Below are 18,239 nucleotides of genomic sequence, written 5' to 3'. Positions count from 1 at the left end.
GCGGAAAGCGTCCATCTGGAACGAAAAGCAACGGGATATTTGACTAATCGTAAGAAAAGACTGTACAGAAAGTCAGCTGTATTGTGAAGTGTAAGATGCTTTATGTATGCCATTTAAGTTTTATTTGTGATTTATTTCCGTTGGCGAGGTGTTTGCTCTGCACTATTTAGACATCTCTTTGTAAAATTTCGGACAAAAAAAAGATCTTACCAGCGTCCCGGCAAGATCTTCTTTAAGTTATTAATTATTTAGTGATAGTCGCAACTACACCAGCACCAACAGTACGTCCACCCTCACGGATAGAGAACTTTGTACCTTCTTCAAGCGCGATTGGAGCGATAAGAGCAACAGTCATTTCTATGTTGTCTCCAGGCATAACCATTTCAACGCCTTCAGGAAGATTACAAACACCAGTCACGTCAGTTGTACGGAAGTAGAACTGTGGACGGTAGTTAGTGAAGAATGGAGTATGACGTCCACCCTCTTCTTTTGAAAGAACATAAACTTCAGCTTTAAATTCAGTATGTGGAGTAATTGAACCCGGCTTAGCCAGAACTTGTCCACGTTGGATATCATCACGAGATACTCCACGAAGAAGAGCACCGATGTTGTCACCAGCTTCTGCATAGTCAAGAAGTTTACGGAACATTTCAACACCAGTTACGATTGTTGATTTCGGTTCTTCAGTGATACCGATGATGTCAACAGGATCTCCAACTTTAATACGTCCACGGTCTACACGACCAGTAGCAACAGTACCACGACCTGTGATTGAGAATACATCCTCAACAGGCATCATGAATGGCTTGTCAGTTTGACGTTCAGGCATTGGGATATAAGCGTCAACAGCGTCCATTAATTCAACGATTTTTTCTTCCCATTCTGCTTCGCCTTCTAGAGCTTTAAGAGCAGAACCTTTAATTACTGGAATGTCGTCGCCAGGGAAATCATAATCAGAAAGAAGATCACGAACTTCCATTTCTACTAATTCAAGTAATTCTTCGTCATCTACCATGTCACATTTGTTCATGAATACTACTAAGAATGGAACACCAACTTGACGTGAAAGAAGGATGTGCTCACGTGTTTGTGGCATTGGGCCGTCAGCAGCAGATACTACTAAAATTCCGCCATCCATTTGTGCAGCACCAGTGATCATGTTTTTAACATAATCGGCATGTCCTGGGCAGTCAACGTGTGCATAGTGACGAGTTGCAGTTTCATACTCAACGTGAGAAGTGTTGATTGTGATTCCGCGCTCTTTTTCTTCAGGAGCGTTATCAATTTGTGCATAGCTCATTGCAGTACCACCAGAACGTTTTGCAAGAACTGTTGCGATTGCTGCAGTTAAAGTTGTTTTACCATGGTCAACGTGACCAATTGTACCAATGTTTACGTGTGTTTTAGAACGATCAAATTTAGCTTTACCCATTATAGAAGTCCTCCTCAAAATTTATATGATAAGTTTTTAATATTAGTGTTGAAGGACTAGTACCCTCAACACTTATTGCTTTCGTAATAACTATACTTATTTAAAAAGTTAACATGCAATTATTAACCTTTATTTTTTTTAATAATTTCTTCACCAATTGATTTTGGTACTTCTTCATAGTGATCGAAGTGCATAGAGAATACACCACGGCCTTGCGTGTTAGAACGCAATGAAGTTGCGTAACCAAACATTTGTGAAAGTGGAACCATTGAACGTACTACTTGCGCGTTTCCACGAGCGTCCATACCTTCAACGCGTCCTCGACGAGATGTAATGTCACCCATAATATCTCCAAGGTATTCCTCAGGGATAACTACTTCAACACGCATAAGCGGCTCAAGAAGTACTGGTTTACATTTTGATACTGCGTTTTTAAGAGCCATAGAAGCAGCAATTTTAAACGCCATCTCATTTGAGTCAACATCATGGTAAGAACCGTCAAATAGACGAGCCTTGATGTCAATAAGTGGATATCCAGCGATTACACCATTTTTGATTGAGTCACGAAGACCTGCTTCAACAGCTGGGATGTACTCACGTGGAACACTACCACCGACGATTCCGTTTTCGAATTCAAAGCCTTTTCCTTCTTCGTTTGGAGAGAATTCAATCCAAACGTGTCCGAATTGACCACGTCCACCAGATTGGCGAACGAACTTACCTTCAACTGAAGCTGATCCACGGAATGTTTCGCGGTAAGAAACCTGTGGCGCGCCCACGTTAGCTTCTACTTTGAATTCACGACGCATACGATCAACAATAATATCTAAGTGAAGTTCACCCATACCAGCAATGATAACTTGACCAGTTTCTACGTCAGTGTGAGCACGGAAAGTAGGATCTTCCTCTTGAAGCTTTTGTAAAGCTTGACCCATTTTATCTTGGTCAGCTTTTGACTTCGGCTCTACAGATAACGAGATAACTGGTTCAGGGAATACCATAGACTCAAGGATGATTTGTTGTTTCTCATCACACAATGTGTCTCCAGTTGTTGTGTCTTTAAGACCAACAGCTGCAGCTATATCACCACAATAAACTTCTGCAATTTCCTCACGAGAGTTTGCGTGCATTTGTAAGATACGACCTACACGTTCACGTTTACCTTTTGTTGAGTTTTGCACATATGAACCAGAAGAAAGAGAACCAGAGTATACGCGGAAGAATGTTAACTTACCAACGTAAGGGTCCGTCATAACTTTAAATGCTAATGCAGCGAAAGGCTCTGAATCATGCGGTTTACGTAATTCTTCTTCTTCAGAATCCGGAAGTGTACCCATCATTGGCGGTACATCTGTCGGTGCTGGAAGATAGTCGATTACTGCGTCAAGCATCATTTGAACACCTTTGTTTTTGAAAGCAGTACCAAGAACAACTGGGAAGAATTCTACATTAAGCGTTCCTTTACGGATAGCAAGTTTTAATTCTTCTTTTGTGATTTCTTCAGCATTAAGGTATTTCTCCATTAGTGCTTCATCAAGTTCTGCAATACCTTCAATTAACTTCTCGCGCCATTCGTTTGCAAGTTCCATATGTGATTCAGGAATTTCTCTAACTTGGATGTCAGTTCCTTCATCGTTACCAAAGAAAATTGCATTCATTTCGACTAAGTCGATAATCGCTTCGAAGTCATCTTCAGCGCCAATTGGCAACTGAATCGGGTGTGCATTTGCTGCTAAACGTTCATGAAGTGTTCCTACAGAATATAGGAAGTCAGCTCCGATTTTATCCATTTTGTTTACGAAAACAATACGTGGTACGCCGTAAGTTGTAGCTTGACGCCATACTGTTTCAGTTTGAGGTTCAACACCAGACTGCGCATCAAGAACCGCTACAGCACCATCAAGTACACGAAGTGAACGTTCAACTTCAACAGTGAAGTCTACGTGCCCCGGAGTATCGATAATGTTTACGCGGTGACCTTTCCAAGCAGCTGTTGTTGCAGCAGAAGTGATCGTGATTCCACGTTCTTGCTCTTGCTCCATCCAGTCCATTTGTGAAGCACCTTCGTGCGTTTCACCAATTTTGTGGATACGACCTGTGTAATAAAGAATACGCTCTGTAGTTGTTGTTTTACCAGCATCGATATGAGCCATGATTCCAATATTACGTGTATTCTCTAAGGAGAATTCTCTAGCCATATTTGTATTTCTCCTTCCAAAGTCAATTTAGAATGATTAGTGGATGAAAAATCCTACCAGCGGTAATGAGCAAATGCTTTATTTGCTTCCGCCATTTTGTGCATTTCTTCACGTTTCTTCACTGAAGCACCTGTGTTGTTAGAAGCGTCAAGAATTTCATTAGCTAAACGCTCTTCCATTGTTTTCTCCCCACGAAGACGAGAATAGTTTACTAAGTAGCGAAGACCTAATGTAGAACGACGGTCTGGACGAACTTCTATTGGCACCTGATAGTTAGTTCCACCTACACGGCGAGCTTTAACTTCAAGTAATGGCATGATGTTTGCTAGTGCAGCATCAAAGACTTCCAATGCATCTTTACCAGAACGTTCTGAAACAAGTTCAAACGCTCCATAAAGAATTTTTTGAGAAGTACCTCTCTTACCATCGACCATAATTTTGTTGATTAAGCGAGTAACTAATTTTGATTTATAAATTGGATCTGGTAACACATCACGTTTGGTAACAGGACCTTTACGAGGCATGTGTTTTCCTCCTTTCGAGTAAAACTGTATTTTATTTTTTAATAGTTATTAGCTTTTTTTAACTTTAGGGCGTTTAGTACCATATTTCGAACGGCTTTGCATACGCTTAGCTACACCAGCAGTATCAAGAGCACCGCGGACGATATGATAACGTACACCTGGTAAATCTTTTACTTTTCCTCCGCGAAGTAGAACAACACTATGTTCTTGAAGGTTGTGACCTTCACCCGGAATGTACGCGTTAACCTCAAGTAGGTTAGTTAAACGTACACGCGCATATTTACGAAGCGCTGAGTTTGGTTTTTTTGGTGTCATTGTACCAACACGAGTACACACCCCACGTTTTTGTGGTGAGTTAACGTTAGTTAACGTTTTTTTAGAACTATTATACCCTTTGTTCAAAGCTGGAGAACCAGATTTGACAGTTTTGGGCTTACGAGGCTTACGTACTAATTGGTTAATTGTAGGCATCGATTATTCCTCCCTTCATCTTATCCTTGTAATACCACACATCCAGGTGGTTCATTTTTGGGTAAAAAACAAAGTTCCTGTGTTTATATACACAAAAACTGTTACATAGTAATTGCAACAACTGACGCACCCACTTGGAGTCCGCAGGCTTTACCGAGTTCTATTTTAGACTCTACATAATCAATCTTCACACCATTTTCTTTTGCTGCTAGAAGAGCTGGTTGGGTGATTCGATTGTCTGCATCACGAGCCACGAGAATTTCTAGTACATGGCCACCATGAATTGCTTTTACTGTTTGCTTAGTACCTATGACGGTTTTCTTCGCCTGATTTACTTTTTCATAAGACATTTACCATATCCTCCAAAGACCCAGACCTTCAACTATCAACCTTGAATATGTTAACATTCAAATGTTTTTCTGTCAACCCTCTTACAGAAAAAATACCGGTGGGCGTGGAATTAAAATCCCACCGGAATGATTTGAATTTATTCAGCGTTAACTGTTATTTTAGAATCATTTTTCTTTTGATCAACAATCTTAATCTGACGGTAACGTTGCATACCGGTACCAGCTGGAACTAGTTTACCAATAATTACGTTTTCTTTCAAGCCCAGTAGTTCATCACGTTTCCCTTTAATTGCCGCGTCTGTTAATACACGCGTAGTTTCTTGGAATGATGCTGCTGATAAGAATGATTCTGTTTCAAGAGATGCTTTCGTTATACCAAGAATGACAGGACGACATGTAGCAGGGATTTTCCCACTTAACACGGCTTCCTTATTCGCTTCTGCAAATTGGTGAATATCGAGTAATGAACCAGGTAATAGCTCAGTTTCACCCGCCTCGATAACACGCACTTTACGAAGCATTTGGCGAACCATTACTTCGATATGTTTGTCACCGATTTCAACACCCTGCATACGATATACTTTTTGAACTTCTTTCAATAAGTATACTTGTACAGTTAATACATCTTTGACTTTCAACAATTCTTTCGGATCAATTGAACCTTCTGTTAATACTTCACCACGTTTAATTGGGTCATTTAGTTCAACTTTCAAACGACCATTATACGGAGCGAGGTATTTACGCGTTTCAACATCACCTTGAACTGTGATTTCTTTTTGACCTTCACGAATTTCTTCAATTGCAGAGATAACTCCTGTAATTTCTGAAATAACCGCTTGGCCTTTAGGATTACGAGATTCGAAAATCTCTTGGATACGTGGAAGACCTTGTGTAATATCATCCCCGGCTACCCCACCTGTATGGAAAGTACGCATCGTTAACTGAGTACCTGGCTCACCGATCGATTGGGCAGCAATAATACCAACTGCTTCTCCAACTTCAACATTTTCACCAGTCGCTAAGTTTGTACCATAACATTTTTTACATACGCCGTGTTTCGTGTTACATGTGAATGCAGAACGAATTGTAAGCTCTGTGAATCCAACATCTAAAATAACGCGGGCTACGTCTTCTGTAATTAAACCATCTTTTTCTAAAATAACTTTTTTAGTTACTGGATGGTAAATTGTTTTGCGAGTATGACGACCAGCAATACGCTCGTCAAATCCTTCAATAACTTCTGTGCCGTCCATTAATGCGCCAATCAATAAGCCACGGTCCGTTCCGCATTCATCTTCACGAACAATAACATCTTGAGCAACGTCAACTAATCGACGTGTTAAGTAACCTGAGTCAGCTGTTTTAAGTGCTGTATCCGCAAGACCTTTACGAGCACCATGCGTAGAGATGAAGTATTCAAGAACCGTTAAACCTTCACGGAATGATGATTTAATTGGAAGCTCGATAATACGACCGGCCGGATTGGCCATCAAACCACGCATACCTGCAAGTTGAGTAAAGTTAGATGCGTTACCACGCGCTCCAGAGTCACTCATCATGAAGATAGGGTTTAAATTATCTAGAGATTTCATTAGTTTTGCCTGAATAACGTCCTTCGCAGCACTCCAGTAAGAAATAACACGATCATAACGCTCTTCTTCTGTAATTAAACCACGACGGAATTGCTTCAGTACTTTATCAACTTTATCTTGAGCCTCTTCCAAAACTTCACCTTTGTCTGGAAGTACCACGATATCAGAAATACCAATTGTAATACCAGCTCTAGTAGAGTATTTGAAACCTAGATTTTTCATGCGATCAAGCATTTTCGACGTTTCAGTAATATGGAAACGTTTAAACACTTCAGCGATGATGTTTCCAAGAATCGGCTTTTTGAACGGTGATACAAGTTCCATGCCAGTAATATGTTCTCGTACATTTGTCGTTGTTGGAACAAAATATTTAGACGGTGTTTCAACTTGAAGGTTGAAGTCCGTTGGTTCGTTAATATACGGGAATGATTCAGGTAAAATCTCATTGAAAATAACTTTTCCGACTGTAGTCAATAACAACATCTTGTTTTGTTCTGCAGTGAATGTTTGGTTGTTCAATGAACCTGCTAAAATCCCAATACGTGTATGCAAATGCGCATTACCGTTTTGATAAGCAATCAACACTTCATTTGGTCCGTAGAATGATGAACCTTCTCCTGTTGCACCTTTACGCTCAAGCGTTAAGTAATAGTTACCTAAAACCATATCTTGAGATGGTGTAACAACTGGCTTACCATCTTTCGGGTTTAAAATGTTTTGTGCAGCTAGCATAAGTAAACGAGCTTCAGCTTGCGCTTCTGCTGATAAAGGTACGTGAACAGCCATTTGATCACCATCAAAGTCAGCGTTATAAGCTGTACATACAAGAGGGTGAAGACGAATCGCACGACCTTCTACTAATGTAGGTTCGAATGCTTGAATACCTAGTCTATGAAGCGTCGGTGCACGGTTTAATAAAACCGGATGCTCCTTAATGACGTCTTCTAATACATCCCAAACTTCCGAATGCATACGTTCAATTTTACGTTTCGCACTCTTAATGTTGTGAGCTAAGCCACGTTCAACAAGTTCCTTCATAACAAATGGTTTGAATAATTCTATTGCCATTTCTTTTGGAAGTCCACATTGATACATTTTTAAGTTTGGACCTACAACGATAACCGAACGACCAGAGTAGTCAACACGTTTACCAAGTAAGTTTTGACGGAAACGACCTTGTTTCCCTTTTAACATATGTGACAGTGATTTCAATGGACGATTACCTGGTCCTGTAACTGGACGACCACGACGACCATTATCAATCAAAGCATCAACAGCTTCTTGTAACATACGTTTTTCGTTTTGAACGATGATACTTGGAGCACCAAGGTCAAGTAAACGTTTTAAACGGTTGTTACGGTTGATAACTCGACGATACAAATCATTTAGATCTGAAGTAGCAAAACGGCCACCATCTAATTGAACCATTGGACGTATTTCTGGAGGTATTACTGGAAGGACGTCTAAAACCATCCAATCAGGTTTATTACCAGAGTTACGGAATGACTCAACTACTTCTAAACGCTTAATCGCACGAGTACGTCGTTGACCAGCTGCAGTTTTAAGTTCTTCCTTCAGCACTTCTGTTTCTTTTTCAAGATCAAGATCTTGAAGAAGACGTTTGATTGCTTCAGCACCCATTGCTGCATAAAATTTCTTGCCATATTTTTCACGATAAGCACGATATTCTTTTTCAGACAAAAGTTGCTTACGCTCAAGTGGCGTATTTGCAGGATCTACTACTACATAAGATGCAAAGTAAATCACTTCTTCTAAAGAACGAGGAGACATATCTAAAATTAGTCCCATTCGACTTGGAATACCTTTGAAATACCAAATATGTGTTACAGGAGCCGCTAATTCAATGTGACCCATGCGTTCACGACGAACTTTTGAACGTGTAACCTCTACGCCACAACGATCACAAACAACGCCTTTATAACGAACACGCTTATACTTACCACAATGACATTCCCAGTCTTTTGTTGGACCGAAAATGCGCTCACAGAACAAACCATCTTTTTCAGGTTTAAGTGTGCGGTAGTTAATCGTTTCAGGCTTCTTTACTTCACCATAAGACCAAGAACGAATCTTGTCTGGAGATGCTAAACCAATCTTCATGTACTCAAAATTATTAACGTCTATCAAGGAGCCTACCTCCCTTAGTCTGGGTCTTTTAAAGACTTTATCCACTTAGCTCAGGCGGATAACTTTTTAAAAATGGAAATTCGGGCAGGTAAGAAGGCCTGCCCTTATTTCTTTACTTGCATTTATATATACCAGATAGGCAACCTACTCGGCTGAACCTACTGGTGATTTCTCTGTCATTGGTAGAATATTAAGCGCGTCAGCTGGTTGAAGATCGTCTTCTTCGTCCAAATCACGCAATTCTATTTCTTCGTCGTCAATTGATAGCATCTTAACGTCCATACCTAAACTTTGAAGTTCTTTAATTAATACTTTGAAAGATTCCGGAACGCCTGGTTCTGGTACACTCTCACCTTTAACGATTGCTTCGTATGTTTTCACACGACCCACAACATCATCGGATTTAACAGTCAAGATTTCTTGAAGTGTGTAAGCAGCACCATATGCTTCAAGTGCCCATACTTCCATCTCTCCGAAACGCTGTCCACCAAATTGTGCTTTACCACCAAGTGGTTGTTGCGTAACAAGAGAGTAAGGTCCAGTTGAACGTGCATGTAACTTATCGTCAACCATGTGGGCTAACTTAATCATATACATGATACCTACAGATACACGGTTGTCGAATGGTTCGCCTGAGCGGCCATCATACAATGTAGTTTTACCGTCACGATTCATACCAGCTTCTTCCATCGTACCCCAAACGTCTGCTTCATTGGCACCATCAAATACTGGTGACGCCATATGAATGCCAAGTTTTCTAGAAGCCATACCTAAGTGTAGTTCCAATACTTGACCGATGTTCATACGAGATGGAACCCCAAGAGGGTTAAGCATTACATCTACAGGTGTGCCGTCTGGCATAAATGGCATATCTTCTTCTGGAAGAATACGTGAGATAACACCTTTGTTACCATGACGTCCAGCCATTTTATCCCCTACAGAGATTTTACGTTTTTGAACGATGTATGCACGAACGAGTTGATTCACACCAGGTGGAAGCTCGTCGCCGTCTTCACGATTAAACACTTTAACGTCCAAGATAATTCCGCTTGCACCATGAGGTACACGAAGAGAGGTATCACGAACTTCACGCGCTTTTTCACCAAAGATTGCATGTAACAGTCTCTCTTCAGCCGTTAACTCAGTAACCCCTTTAGGCGTTACTTTACCTACTAAGATATCGCCATCGCGAACTTCAGCACCGATGCGGATGATTCCACGCTCATCTAAGTTACGAAGCGCTTCTTCTCCAACGTTCGGAATGTCACGTGTGATTTCTTCAGGTCCAAGTTTCGTATCACGAGATTCTGATTCATATTCTTCAATATGAACAGATGTGTAAACATCATCTTTTACAAGACGTTCACTCATGATTACTGCATCTTCATAGTTGTAGCCGTCCCACGTCATGAATGCAACAAGTACATTACGTCCAAGTGCCATCTCTCCACGTTCCATAGAAGGACCGTCTGCAAGAATGTCAAGAGGTTTTACGCGTTCTCCCACTTGTACAAGTGGTCGTTGGTTATAGCTAGTCCCTTGGTTTGATCGAAGGAATTTTTGTAATTTATATTTAGTTAAATCGCCTTTAACTTCTTTGCCATCGATTTCTTCAATTCGACGAACTCGAATTTCTCTTGCTTCTACATGTTCAACAATCCCGACATACTTAGCAATTACGGCAGCTCCAGAATCACGCGCATTTACATGTTCCATACCTGTTCCCACGAAAGGAGCTTCAGGATTTAACAACGGAACTGCTTGACGTTGCATGTTCGCACCCATAAGGGCACGGTTGGAGTCATCGTTTTCTAAGAATGGGATACATGCAGTTGCAGCAGAGACTACTTGTTTCGGCGAAACATCCATATAATCGATTAACGTACGTTTGAATACCGTGTTATCTCCACGGAAACGGCCAACAACTTCCTCATCGATAAATTCACCTGTGTCAGATAGACGTGTGTTAGCTTGCGCTACTACATAGTTGTCTTCTTCATCAGCTGTTAAATAGTCAATGCGAGTTGTTACAACACCCTTCTCATGATCAACACGACGGTAAGGTGTTTCAATAAATCCGAATTTGTTCACTTTCGCGAAACTTGAAAGTGAGTTAATCAATCCAATGTTTGGACCCTCGGGCGTTTCAATTGGACACATACGACCATAGTGAGAGTAATGAACGTCACGCACTTCAAAGCCTGCGCGTTCACGCGTTAAACCACCGGGTCCTAGTGCCGATAGACGACGTTTGTGTGTCAATTCAGCAAGTGGATTTGTTTGATCCATGAACTGAGACAACTGAGAGCTACCAAAGAACTCTTTCATTGAAGCAATAACCGGACGGATATTGATCAATTGTTGTGGCACGATTGATTGTGTGTCATTGATAGACATACGCTCACGTACAACACGTTCCATACGAGAAAGACCAATACGGAATTGGTTTTGTAATAATTCACCTACTGAACGTAAACGACGGTTACCAAGATGATCAATGTCATCTGTGAAGCCGACTTTGTAAAGTAGGTTAAAGAAGTAACCAACAGAAGAAATAATGTCAGCAGGTGTGATGTTTTTAATAGCATCTTCTATATAAGCATTGCTGATAACATTAATTTCTTGTTGTGATTCATTATTTGGAGCATATATTTTAATTGATTGCAACGTGATGTCGCCATCTAAAACGCCACCGACTTGAGATATTGTGCGGAATCCTATTCCATTCTCAAGATGTGGAATTAAACGGTCGAGTAAACGACGATCAATTACTGCACCTTTTTCAGCTAAGATTTCACCAGTTTCAGGATCAACCAGTGTTTCAGCAAGCGTTTGGTTAAGCAAACGGTTTTTGATGTGCAGTTTTTTGTTCATTTTATAGCGACCAACGTTTGCTAAATCATAGCGTTTTGGGTCGAAGAAACGTGAGTACAACAGACTTTTCGCACTTTCAACTGTTGGCGGCTCACCCGGACGAAGACGTTCATAAATTTCGAGCAACGCTTTATCCGCGCTCTCTGTATGATCTTTTTCAAGCGTATTTTGAAGGTATTCATTATCACCAATAAGGTCGATAATTTCTTGATCAGAATCAAAACCAAGTGCACGTATAAGTACCGTTACAGGCAATTTACGTGTGCGATCGATACGCACATAGACTACGTCTTTTGCATCAATTTCATATTCTAACCATGCGCCACGGTTTGGAATAACCGTTGCTCCAAAACCTTTTTTACCATTTTTATCTGTCTTATCGTGGAAATAAACACTTGGTGAACGAACTAACTGTGAAACGATTACGCGCTCAGCACCGTTAATAACGAAAGTACCTGTTTCAGTCATAAGTGGGAAATCGCCCATGAAGACATCTTGTTCTTTCACTTCTTCTGATTCTTTATTATGAAGACGTACTTTTACGCGAAGTGGTGCTGCGTAAGTTACATCACGTTCTTTAGACTCATCGACCGGATACTTAGGATCACCTAATGTATAATCAATGAATTCTAGTGAAAGATTACCTGTGAAGTCCGTAATTGGAGAAATGTCTCGGAACATTTCACGCAAACCTTCTTCAAGGAACCATTCATAAGATGCTGTTTGAATTTCTATTAAATTCGGAAGCTCCAGCACCTCTTTAATACGCGCAAAACTTCTACGCTGGCGGTGTTGTCCATACTGAACTAGTTGACCTGCCAACTCATTCACCCCTCAATAAAGCAATATTAGGACTTTTCGATACAGCATATTTAGTGTATGATGTCGAAAAGACAAAAATAAAACGAGATCCATAAGAGCTCATTTTCGGTTAACTACATTTATTCTTGGTAAGTATACCCACATATAAATTAACTTTATACAAAAGGACATACGACCGCAAAATAATATTTCTGCATTTTGTTATAATATCATAGCGATTTTGTCAAGTCAATAATCAGTTGACTTTCTCAGCCTTCATGATCCAGTAACCTCTTACCTTATTAACTACTTCAACTTGACCGAAAATCTCTTCTAATCGATCGAAAGTTGATGGAGCTCCTTGTTTCTTCTGAATGACAACCCACAATTCTCCACCCACACATAATTTCGCATAGGCATCTATATAAAAACGAAAAATCGTTTGTTTTCCAGCACGAATCGGCGGGTTTGTTAAAATTGCCGCAAAGTCAGTTTCCGTAACGTCGGTTAAACCATCACTTTCATAGATTCGTACATTTTGTACCCCGTTACCTTCCGCATTTTTGCGCGAAAGTTCTACTGCACGTTCATTAATGTCCACCATGTGAATTGTACGATTTGTTTCGGTTTTGGCAATGGATAACCCAATGGGTCCATACCCACAACCCACATCTAGTACAGGTCCATCAATTACTGGCGTCACAAACGTATCAATTAAAACACGGGAGCCAAAATCTACCTCGCTTTTGCTAAAAACCCCTGTATCAGTTTCAAAATGAAATAGCTCACCACGTAGTGTGGAACTCCATGATTTGGGTTTACTTTGTGCTTGAGGTTTTTTTGAATAATAATGCTCAGCCATCGGGACACCCTCCAACCTGTTACATAAATGAAGAAAAAGCCCGCCGGTATTAAGTGACGGGCTTTCCAATACTAATTGTTAAAATTACTTAACTTCTACTGTAGCGCCAACTTCAGCAAGTTTAGTTTTGATTTCTTCTGCTTCTTCTTTAGTTACAGCTTCTTTAATAGCTTTAGGAGCGTTATCTACAACTTCTTTAGCTTCTTTAAGACCTAAACCAGTGATTTCACGAACTGCTTTGATTACTTTGATTTTTGCATCGCCGATTGCAGTAAGGATTACATCAAATTCAGTTTGCTCTTCTTCAACAGCAGCACCGCCACCAGCAGCCATAGCCATTGGTGCAGCAGCTGTTACGCCAAATTCTTCTTCGATTGCTTTTACTAAGTCGTTTAATTCAAGAACTGTCATACCTTTGATTGCTTCAAGGATTTGAGTGTTGTTCATTGTATGTTCCTCCTAATAGGAATAATTTTTTTGTTTGGGTTAAACCCAGGGATTAAAAAGCTAAGCCGTGTAACGAATTACGCGCCTTGCTCTTCTTTTTGTTCTGCAACAGCTTTTGTTGCAAGCGCGAAGTTGCGCATTGGAGCTTGAAGAACGCTTAATAGCATTGACAACAAACCTTCGCGAGAAGGAAGTTCTGCAAGTGCTTTAATATCGTCAGCAGTAGCGACTAAACCTTCAATCACACCAGCTTTAATTTCAAGCTTTTCGTGCTTTTTAGCGAAATCGTTAAGGATTTTCGCTGGCGCTACTACGTCTTCTGTTGAAAACGCAATTGCGTTTGGACCTGTAAGACTATCATTCAAGCCTTCAAGACCTGCAGCTTCAACCGCACGGCGAGTCATTGTGTTTTTGTACACTTTGAACTCAACACCTGCTTCACGAAGTTGTTTACGAAGTTCCGTGATTTGAGTAACGTTTAATCCACGGTAGTTAACTACTACAGCAGTTGCAGCACCATTGAATTTTTCAGTAATCTCTTCAACGCGAACTTGTTTAGATTCCATAACTTTGCTCATCTTGACACCTCCTAATTAGAATGAGTCATTTATACCGCCAAAAGAAAAGCCCCCGGACTATTAAATAGACCAGGGGCTGAAACGTCATCTTTAAAAAGATTCTGAATGCATGTCCTCGGTAGGATCATTATGCGACAAGTCGCCCCTACTGTCTACGGTACAAATTACAAATAATTATTTACAACAAAATATATCTTAACAAATATATTTTAAACTGTCAATCTTATTTGCTAACTTTTACACTTGAAGAATCCACTTTTACAGATGGACCCATCGTCGTTGTAACATTAACAGACTTCATGTATGTTCCTTTAGCTGCAGCTGGTTTAGCTTTTTGAACAACATCAAATACTGCTAAGAAGTTTTCAACTAACTTGTCATCTTCGAAAGAAACTTTACCGATTGGCGCGTGGATGATACCAGCTTTGTCAGCACGGTACTCAACTTTACCAGCCTTGATTTCTCCGATTGCTTTCGTTACGTCGAAAGTTACAGTTCCTGTTTTAGGGTTCGGCATTAAGCCTTTTGGTCCTAAAACACGACCTAATTTACCAACTTCACCCATCATGTCTGGAGTAGCTACGATTACATCGAAGTCAAACCATCCTTGTTGAATTTTGTTGATGTACTCTGTATCGCCAAAATAGTCAGCGCCAGCAGCTTCTGCTTCTTTTAATTTTTCGCCTTTAGCGAAAACTAAAACACGTTGAGTATTACCAGTTCCGTTTGGAAGCACAACTGCTCCACGGATTTGTTGGTCATTTTTACGTGTGTCGATACCTAATTTGAATGCTACTTCAACTGTTGCATCAAAGTTAACACCACTAGTTTTTTTAGCAAGTTCAATTGCTTCTGTAGCTGTGTAAGCTTTTGTGCGATCTATTAATTTCGTTGCTTCTTGTAACTTTTTACCTTTTTTCGCCATTGTAAAATGACCTCCTTATGTGGTTTTAACGGAATTACCCTCCCACGAATAAGGGTTGCGTGTCTAAAAGACAATCGCAACCCTCCAAAACTAATGCAATACAAGTGAAGGGATTAGTCTTCGATTGTAATACCCATGCTACGCGCAGTACCTTCAACCATCAACATTGCTGCTTCAACTGATGCTGCGTTTAGATCTGGCATTTTTTGTTCAGCGATTTCGCGAACTTTATCACGCTTCACCGTTGCAACTTTTTTGCGGTTTGGTTCACCAGAACCTGACTGAATTCCAGCCGCCACTTTAAGTAATACTGCTGCAGGTGGAGTTTTTGTAATGAATGTAAATGAACGGTCTTCAAATACAGAAATTTCAACTGGGATAATTAGTCCGGCTTGATCAGCCGTACGTGCATTGAACTCTTTACAGAATCCCATAATATTAACACCTGCTTGACCCAATGCTGGACCAACCGGCGGTGCTGGATTTGCTTTACCAGCAGGTATTTGTAATTTTACTACCTTAGTAACTTTTTTAGCCACGAGACACACCTCCTTAAGTCCGTGATGTGGTAATAGGGTTGCCCCTCCCACTCAATATCTGTGTCAGCTAGTAGCTGAACGTAAGCTAAATTTTTTCAGACTTTCACAAAATCAGTCTGACCTTTGAAATAATACCATTTTTCTAAAATTTAATCAAGTAGCTATCGCAAATTTATATTTTGGTAACTTGATCGAAGTCAAGTTCCATTTTTGTTTCACGACCAAACATATCAACAGAAACTTTCAACTTGCCCTTCGTCTCATCAATTTCTTCCACTTTTCCTTGGAAGTTTGCAAATGGCCCTTCTAAAACTTCAACCAATTCGCCTATTGTGTATTGACCTTCAAGTCTACGTTCTGTCATACCCATTTGTTTTAAGATGAATTCTACTTCTTCGTCTAATAATGGTGTTGGCTTCGCGCCGCCACCTGAAGAACCGATAAATCCAGTAACACCTGGAGTATTACGTACTACGTACCAAGAATCGTCCGTCATTATAATCTCAACTAGAACATATCCAGGGAACGTTTTACGCATAACTGTGCGTTTTTTACCATCTTTAAAATCCGTTTCTTCTTCTTCCGGGATAATGACGCGGAAGATCAAATCTGACATGCCCATAGTTTCGACACGCTTTTCAAGATTTGCTTTTACTTTGTTCTCGTACCCAGAATATGTGTGTACAACATACCAATTCTTTTCCATAAGTAGCAGGACTGTTCGTCCGTCCCTCCCTTTCTTAGACAAATGAAAAAACCCGTTCTCAGTTTCTGACGGGCTATTTTCAACAAGTACTATCTGTTATCAAATTATAGTGCAAGGAACCAGCGAAGTACACTTGAAATTCCCAAGTCAATTACAGAGAAATATAATGCCATAACAACGACCGTCGTAAGAACGATGACTGTATAACGTGTCAATTCTTTACGTTTAGGCCAGCTAACTTTTCTCATTTCTGAGACAACTTTACCAAGGAAACCACCGATATTAGCCATTCTGTTTTAACCCTCCGAGTAAAAATATCTATGTTTATTCTAACAACGTTTGCTTAAGAACTCTTTGCGCTTTGCAACTTTCACAAAACTTTATCGTTCTAGAACGCTCACTAGACACTTCTTCCGAAGCAGGAACTATATATTTCGCGAACCACGTTGCAAACAACCTAAGATGACTATTTCAGCCATTTTATCTTATTTATAATTAACATTTGTCTTTTTAAAGACTATCATCTACTGTTTGGACTGTCAACAACAGCCAAAAGTATGCTCCTAATGAACGCCTCCAATTTCAATGTGATGCTCTAGTTTGCGCTTCACTCGTTGTAATGCATTATCAATTGATTTTACATGACGATTTAATTCTTCAGAAATTTCGTGATATGACTGTCCATCTAAATACAATGCGAGAACTTGACGTTCCAATTCACTCAATATTTCATCCATCTTTTCTTCCATGTTATTGAAATCTTCTCGATTAATTAAGAGTTTTTCAGGATCGTCAATGGTTGAATTGGTTATCATATCCATTAAAGTGCGGTCTGATTCTTCATCAAAAATTGGTTTATCCAAAGATACATAAGAATTTAGCGGAATATGCTTTTGACGTGTAGCCGTTTTGATAGCGGTAATAATTTGGCGTGTAATGCAAAGTTCTGCAAATGCACGAAATGATGAAAGTTTATCTCCTCTAAAATCCCGAATCGATTTGTAAAGACCAATCATTCCTTCTTGAATGATATCTTCTTTATCAGCTCCGATTAAAAAGTAAGACCTTGCTTTCATGCGTACAAATGAACGATATTTGGTTATTAAAAAATCCAGAGCGTCCGTATCCCCATTGTGAACCAGTTCAACAAGCTCGTCGTCTAGTAATTTGTCAAATTGCAGCTTAACGTGTACATGGTTACTTTTTATCAACAGTATCACCTCGGCCGGTTTGCTTAGTTTAGTCCCTAGTATACAGGAAGTGGAAAACGAGCGTCAACGGCTCATTTTATTCCTCTCCGCCATTTTTCGAAAATTTCCGCAATTTCATCAGGAAGATTTATTTTCGAATACGGTCGTTGTCCTTGAATAGACTTGATTTGTTTGGTGATATTCGCTTGTACCAATTCCATTTCAATTTCTAGTTCGCGGGCTGATATTCTTAGCGCACCATGTGCAAAGATGACCCATTGTTCAGTCATATCTGATGTTGCGACATGTATTTGATCACGTCGTGTCTTGAGCTGATTTGTTAATTTTTCAATACGTTCATCTGCTGTTTCATTTTTTCCTGTGAAAATCACTTCTACATCGTATTGTTTTTTCTTTTTTTCAATACCTGGGACGAGATGCGCATCAAATACCACGATGACTCTCCATCCCGTATATGCTTTGTACTCCGCCATCATTTCAATTAGTCGGTCTCTTGCGTCTATGAGCTTGTCCGTCTTCAAAGCACGTAGCTCTTTCCATGCGCCGATAATGTTATACCCATCGACGAGTAAAATATCCAT

General features: G+C 40.1%; 16 protein-coding genes and 1 other annotated feature. All 16 genes read right to left on the bottom strand.

Features of this window, described 5'->3' with window-relative positions; all coding sequences use genetic code 11:
* Positions 1–244: 244 nt before the first annotated feature.
* Entirely contained in the window at positions 245–1,432 is a 1,188-nt protein-coding gene (tuf, locus tag C406_RS0112735; protein WP_017381021.1) for an elongation factor Tu, read from the bottom strand.
* A 122-nt stretch (positions 1,433–1,554) separates the two neighbouring features.
* The gene (gene fusA / locus C406_RS0112730) at positions 1,555–3,630 is read right to left on the bottom strand and encodes an elongation factor G (RefSeq protein ID WP_017381020.1); all 2,076 of its coding nucleotides are present in this window, start codon (positions 3,628–3,630) and stop codon (positions 1,555–1,557) included.
* Positions 3,631–3,683: 53 nt separating this feature from the next.
* Positions 3,684–4,154 (bottom strand): 30S ribosomal protein S7, encoded by a 471-nt coding sequence (rpsG, locus tag C406_RS0112725; protein ID WP_017381019.1) that lies wholly within the window; start codon positions 4,152–4,154, stop codon positions 3,684–3,686.
* A 48-nt stretch (positions 4,155–4,202) separates the two neighbouring features.
* A complete protein-coding gene (gene rpsL, locus C406_RS0112720) occupies positions 4,203–4,625 on the bottom strand; it encodes a 30S ribosomal protein S12 (RefSeq protein ID WP_017381018.1) in 423 nt (140 codons plus the stop codon).
* Positions 4,626–4,726: 101 nt separating this feature from the next.
* The gene (locus C406_RS0112715; protein WP_017381017.1) at positions 4,727–4,975 is read right to left on the bottom strand and encodes a ribosomal L7Ae/L30e/S12e/Gadd45 family protein; all 249 of its coding nucleotides are present in this window, start codon (positions 4,973–4,975) and stop codon (positions 4,727–4,729) included.
* Positions 4,976–5,112: 137 nt separating this feature from the next.
* Positions 5,113–8,715: a DNA-directed RNA polymerase subunit beta' gene (gene rpoC, locus C406_RS0112710; RefSeq protein ID WP_017381016.1), complete on the bottom strand. Its 3,603-nt coding sequence runs from the start codon at positions 8,713–8,715 to the stop codon at positions 5,113–5,115.
* Positions 8,716–8,859: 144 nt separating this feature from the next.
* Entirely contained in the window at positions 8,860–12,411 is a 3,552-nt protein-coding gene (gene rpoB, locus C406_RS0112705; protein WP_017381015.1) for a DNA-directed RNA polymerase subunit beta, read from the bottom strand.
* Between the two features lie 235 nt (positions 12,412–12,646).
* The gene (locus C406_RS0112700; protein WP_017381014.1) at positions 12,647–13,252 is read right to left on the bottom strand and encodes a class I SAM-dependent methyltransferase; all 606 of its coding nucleotides are present in this window, start codon (positions 13,250–13,252) and stop codon (positions 12,647–12,649) included.
* An 84-nt stretch (positions 13,253–13,336) separates the two neighbouring features.
* Entirely contained in the window at positions 13,337–13,699 is a 363-nt protein-coding gene (gene rplL, locus C406_RS0112695) for a 50S ribosomal protein L7/L12 (protein ID WP_017381013.1), read from the bottom strand.
* Positions 13,700–13,776: 77 nt separating this feature from the next.
* Entirely contained in the window at positions 13,777–14,277 is a 501-nt protein-coding gene (gene rplJ, locus C406_RS0112690; protein WP_017381012.1) for a 50S ribosomal protein L10, read from the bottom strand.
* A gap of 33 nt (positions 14,278–14,310) precedes the next feature.
* Positions 14,311–14,453, bottom strand: a sequence feature (ribosomal protein L10 leader region).
* Between the two features lie 47 nt (positions 14,454–14,500).
* Positions 14,501–15,202: a 50S ribosomal protein L1 gene (gene rplA, locus C406_RS0112685; protein WP_017381011.1), complete on the bottom strand. Its 702-nt coding sequence runs from the start codon at positions 15,200–15,202 to the stop codon at positions 14,501–14,503.
* 113 nt (positions 15,203–15,315) lie between these two features.
* Entirely contained in the window at positions 15,316–15,741 is a 426-nt protein-coding gene (gene rplK / locus C406_RS0112680) for a 50S ribosomal protein L11 (protein WP_036654645.1), read from the bottom strand.
* 172 nt (positions 15,742–15,913) lie between these two features.
* Positions 15,914–16,447: a transcription termination/antitermination protein NusG gene (gene nusG / locus C406_RS0112675; protein ID WP_017381009.1), complete on the bottom strand. Its 534-nt coding sequence runs from the start codon at positions 16,445–16,447 to the stop codon at positions 15,914–15,916.
* Positions 16,448–16,551: 104 nt separating this feature from the next.
* Entirely contained in the window at positions 16,552–16,737 is a 186-nt protein-coding gene (secE, locus tag C406_RS0112670; RefSeq protein ID WP_017381008.1) for a preprotein translocase subunit SecE, read from the bottom strand.
* 273 nt (positions 16,738–17,010) lie between these two features.
* Positions 17,011–17,658: an RNA polymerase sporulation sigma factor SigH gene (gene sigH / locus C406_RS0112665; RefSeq protein ID WP_017381007.1), complete on the bottom strand. Its 648-nt coding sequence runs from the start codon at positions 17,656–17,658 to the stop codon at positions 17,011–17,013.
* Between the two features lie 71 nt (positions 17,659–17,729).
* The gene (locus C406_RS0112660; RefSeq protein WP_017381006.1) at positions 17,730–18,239 is read right to left on the bottom strand and encodes an NYN domain-containing protein; all 510 of its coding nucleotides are present in this window, start codon (positions 18,237–18,239) and stop codon (positions 17,730–17,732) included.

Origin of the sequence: Paenisporosarcina sp. TG-14 (assembly GCF_000297555.1) — a bacterium.
Classification (GTDB): Bacteria; Bacillota; Bacilli; order Bacillales_A; family Planococcaceae; genus Paenisporosarcina; species Paenisporosarcina antarctica.
This window is presented reverse-complemented; position numbering and strand designations above follow the sequence as displayed.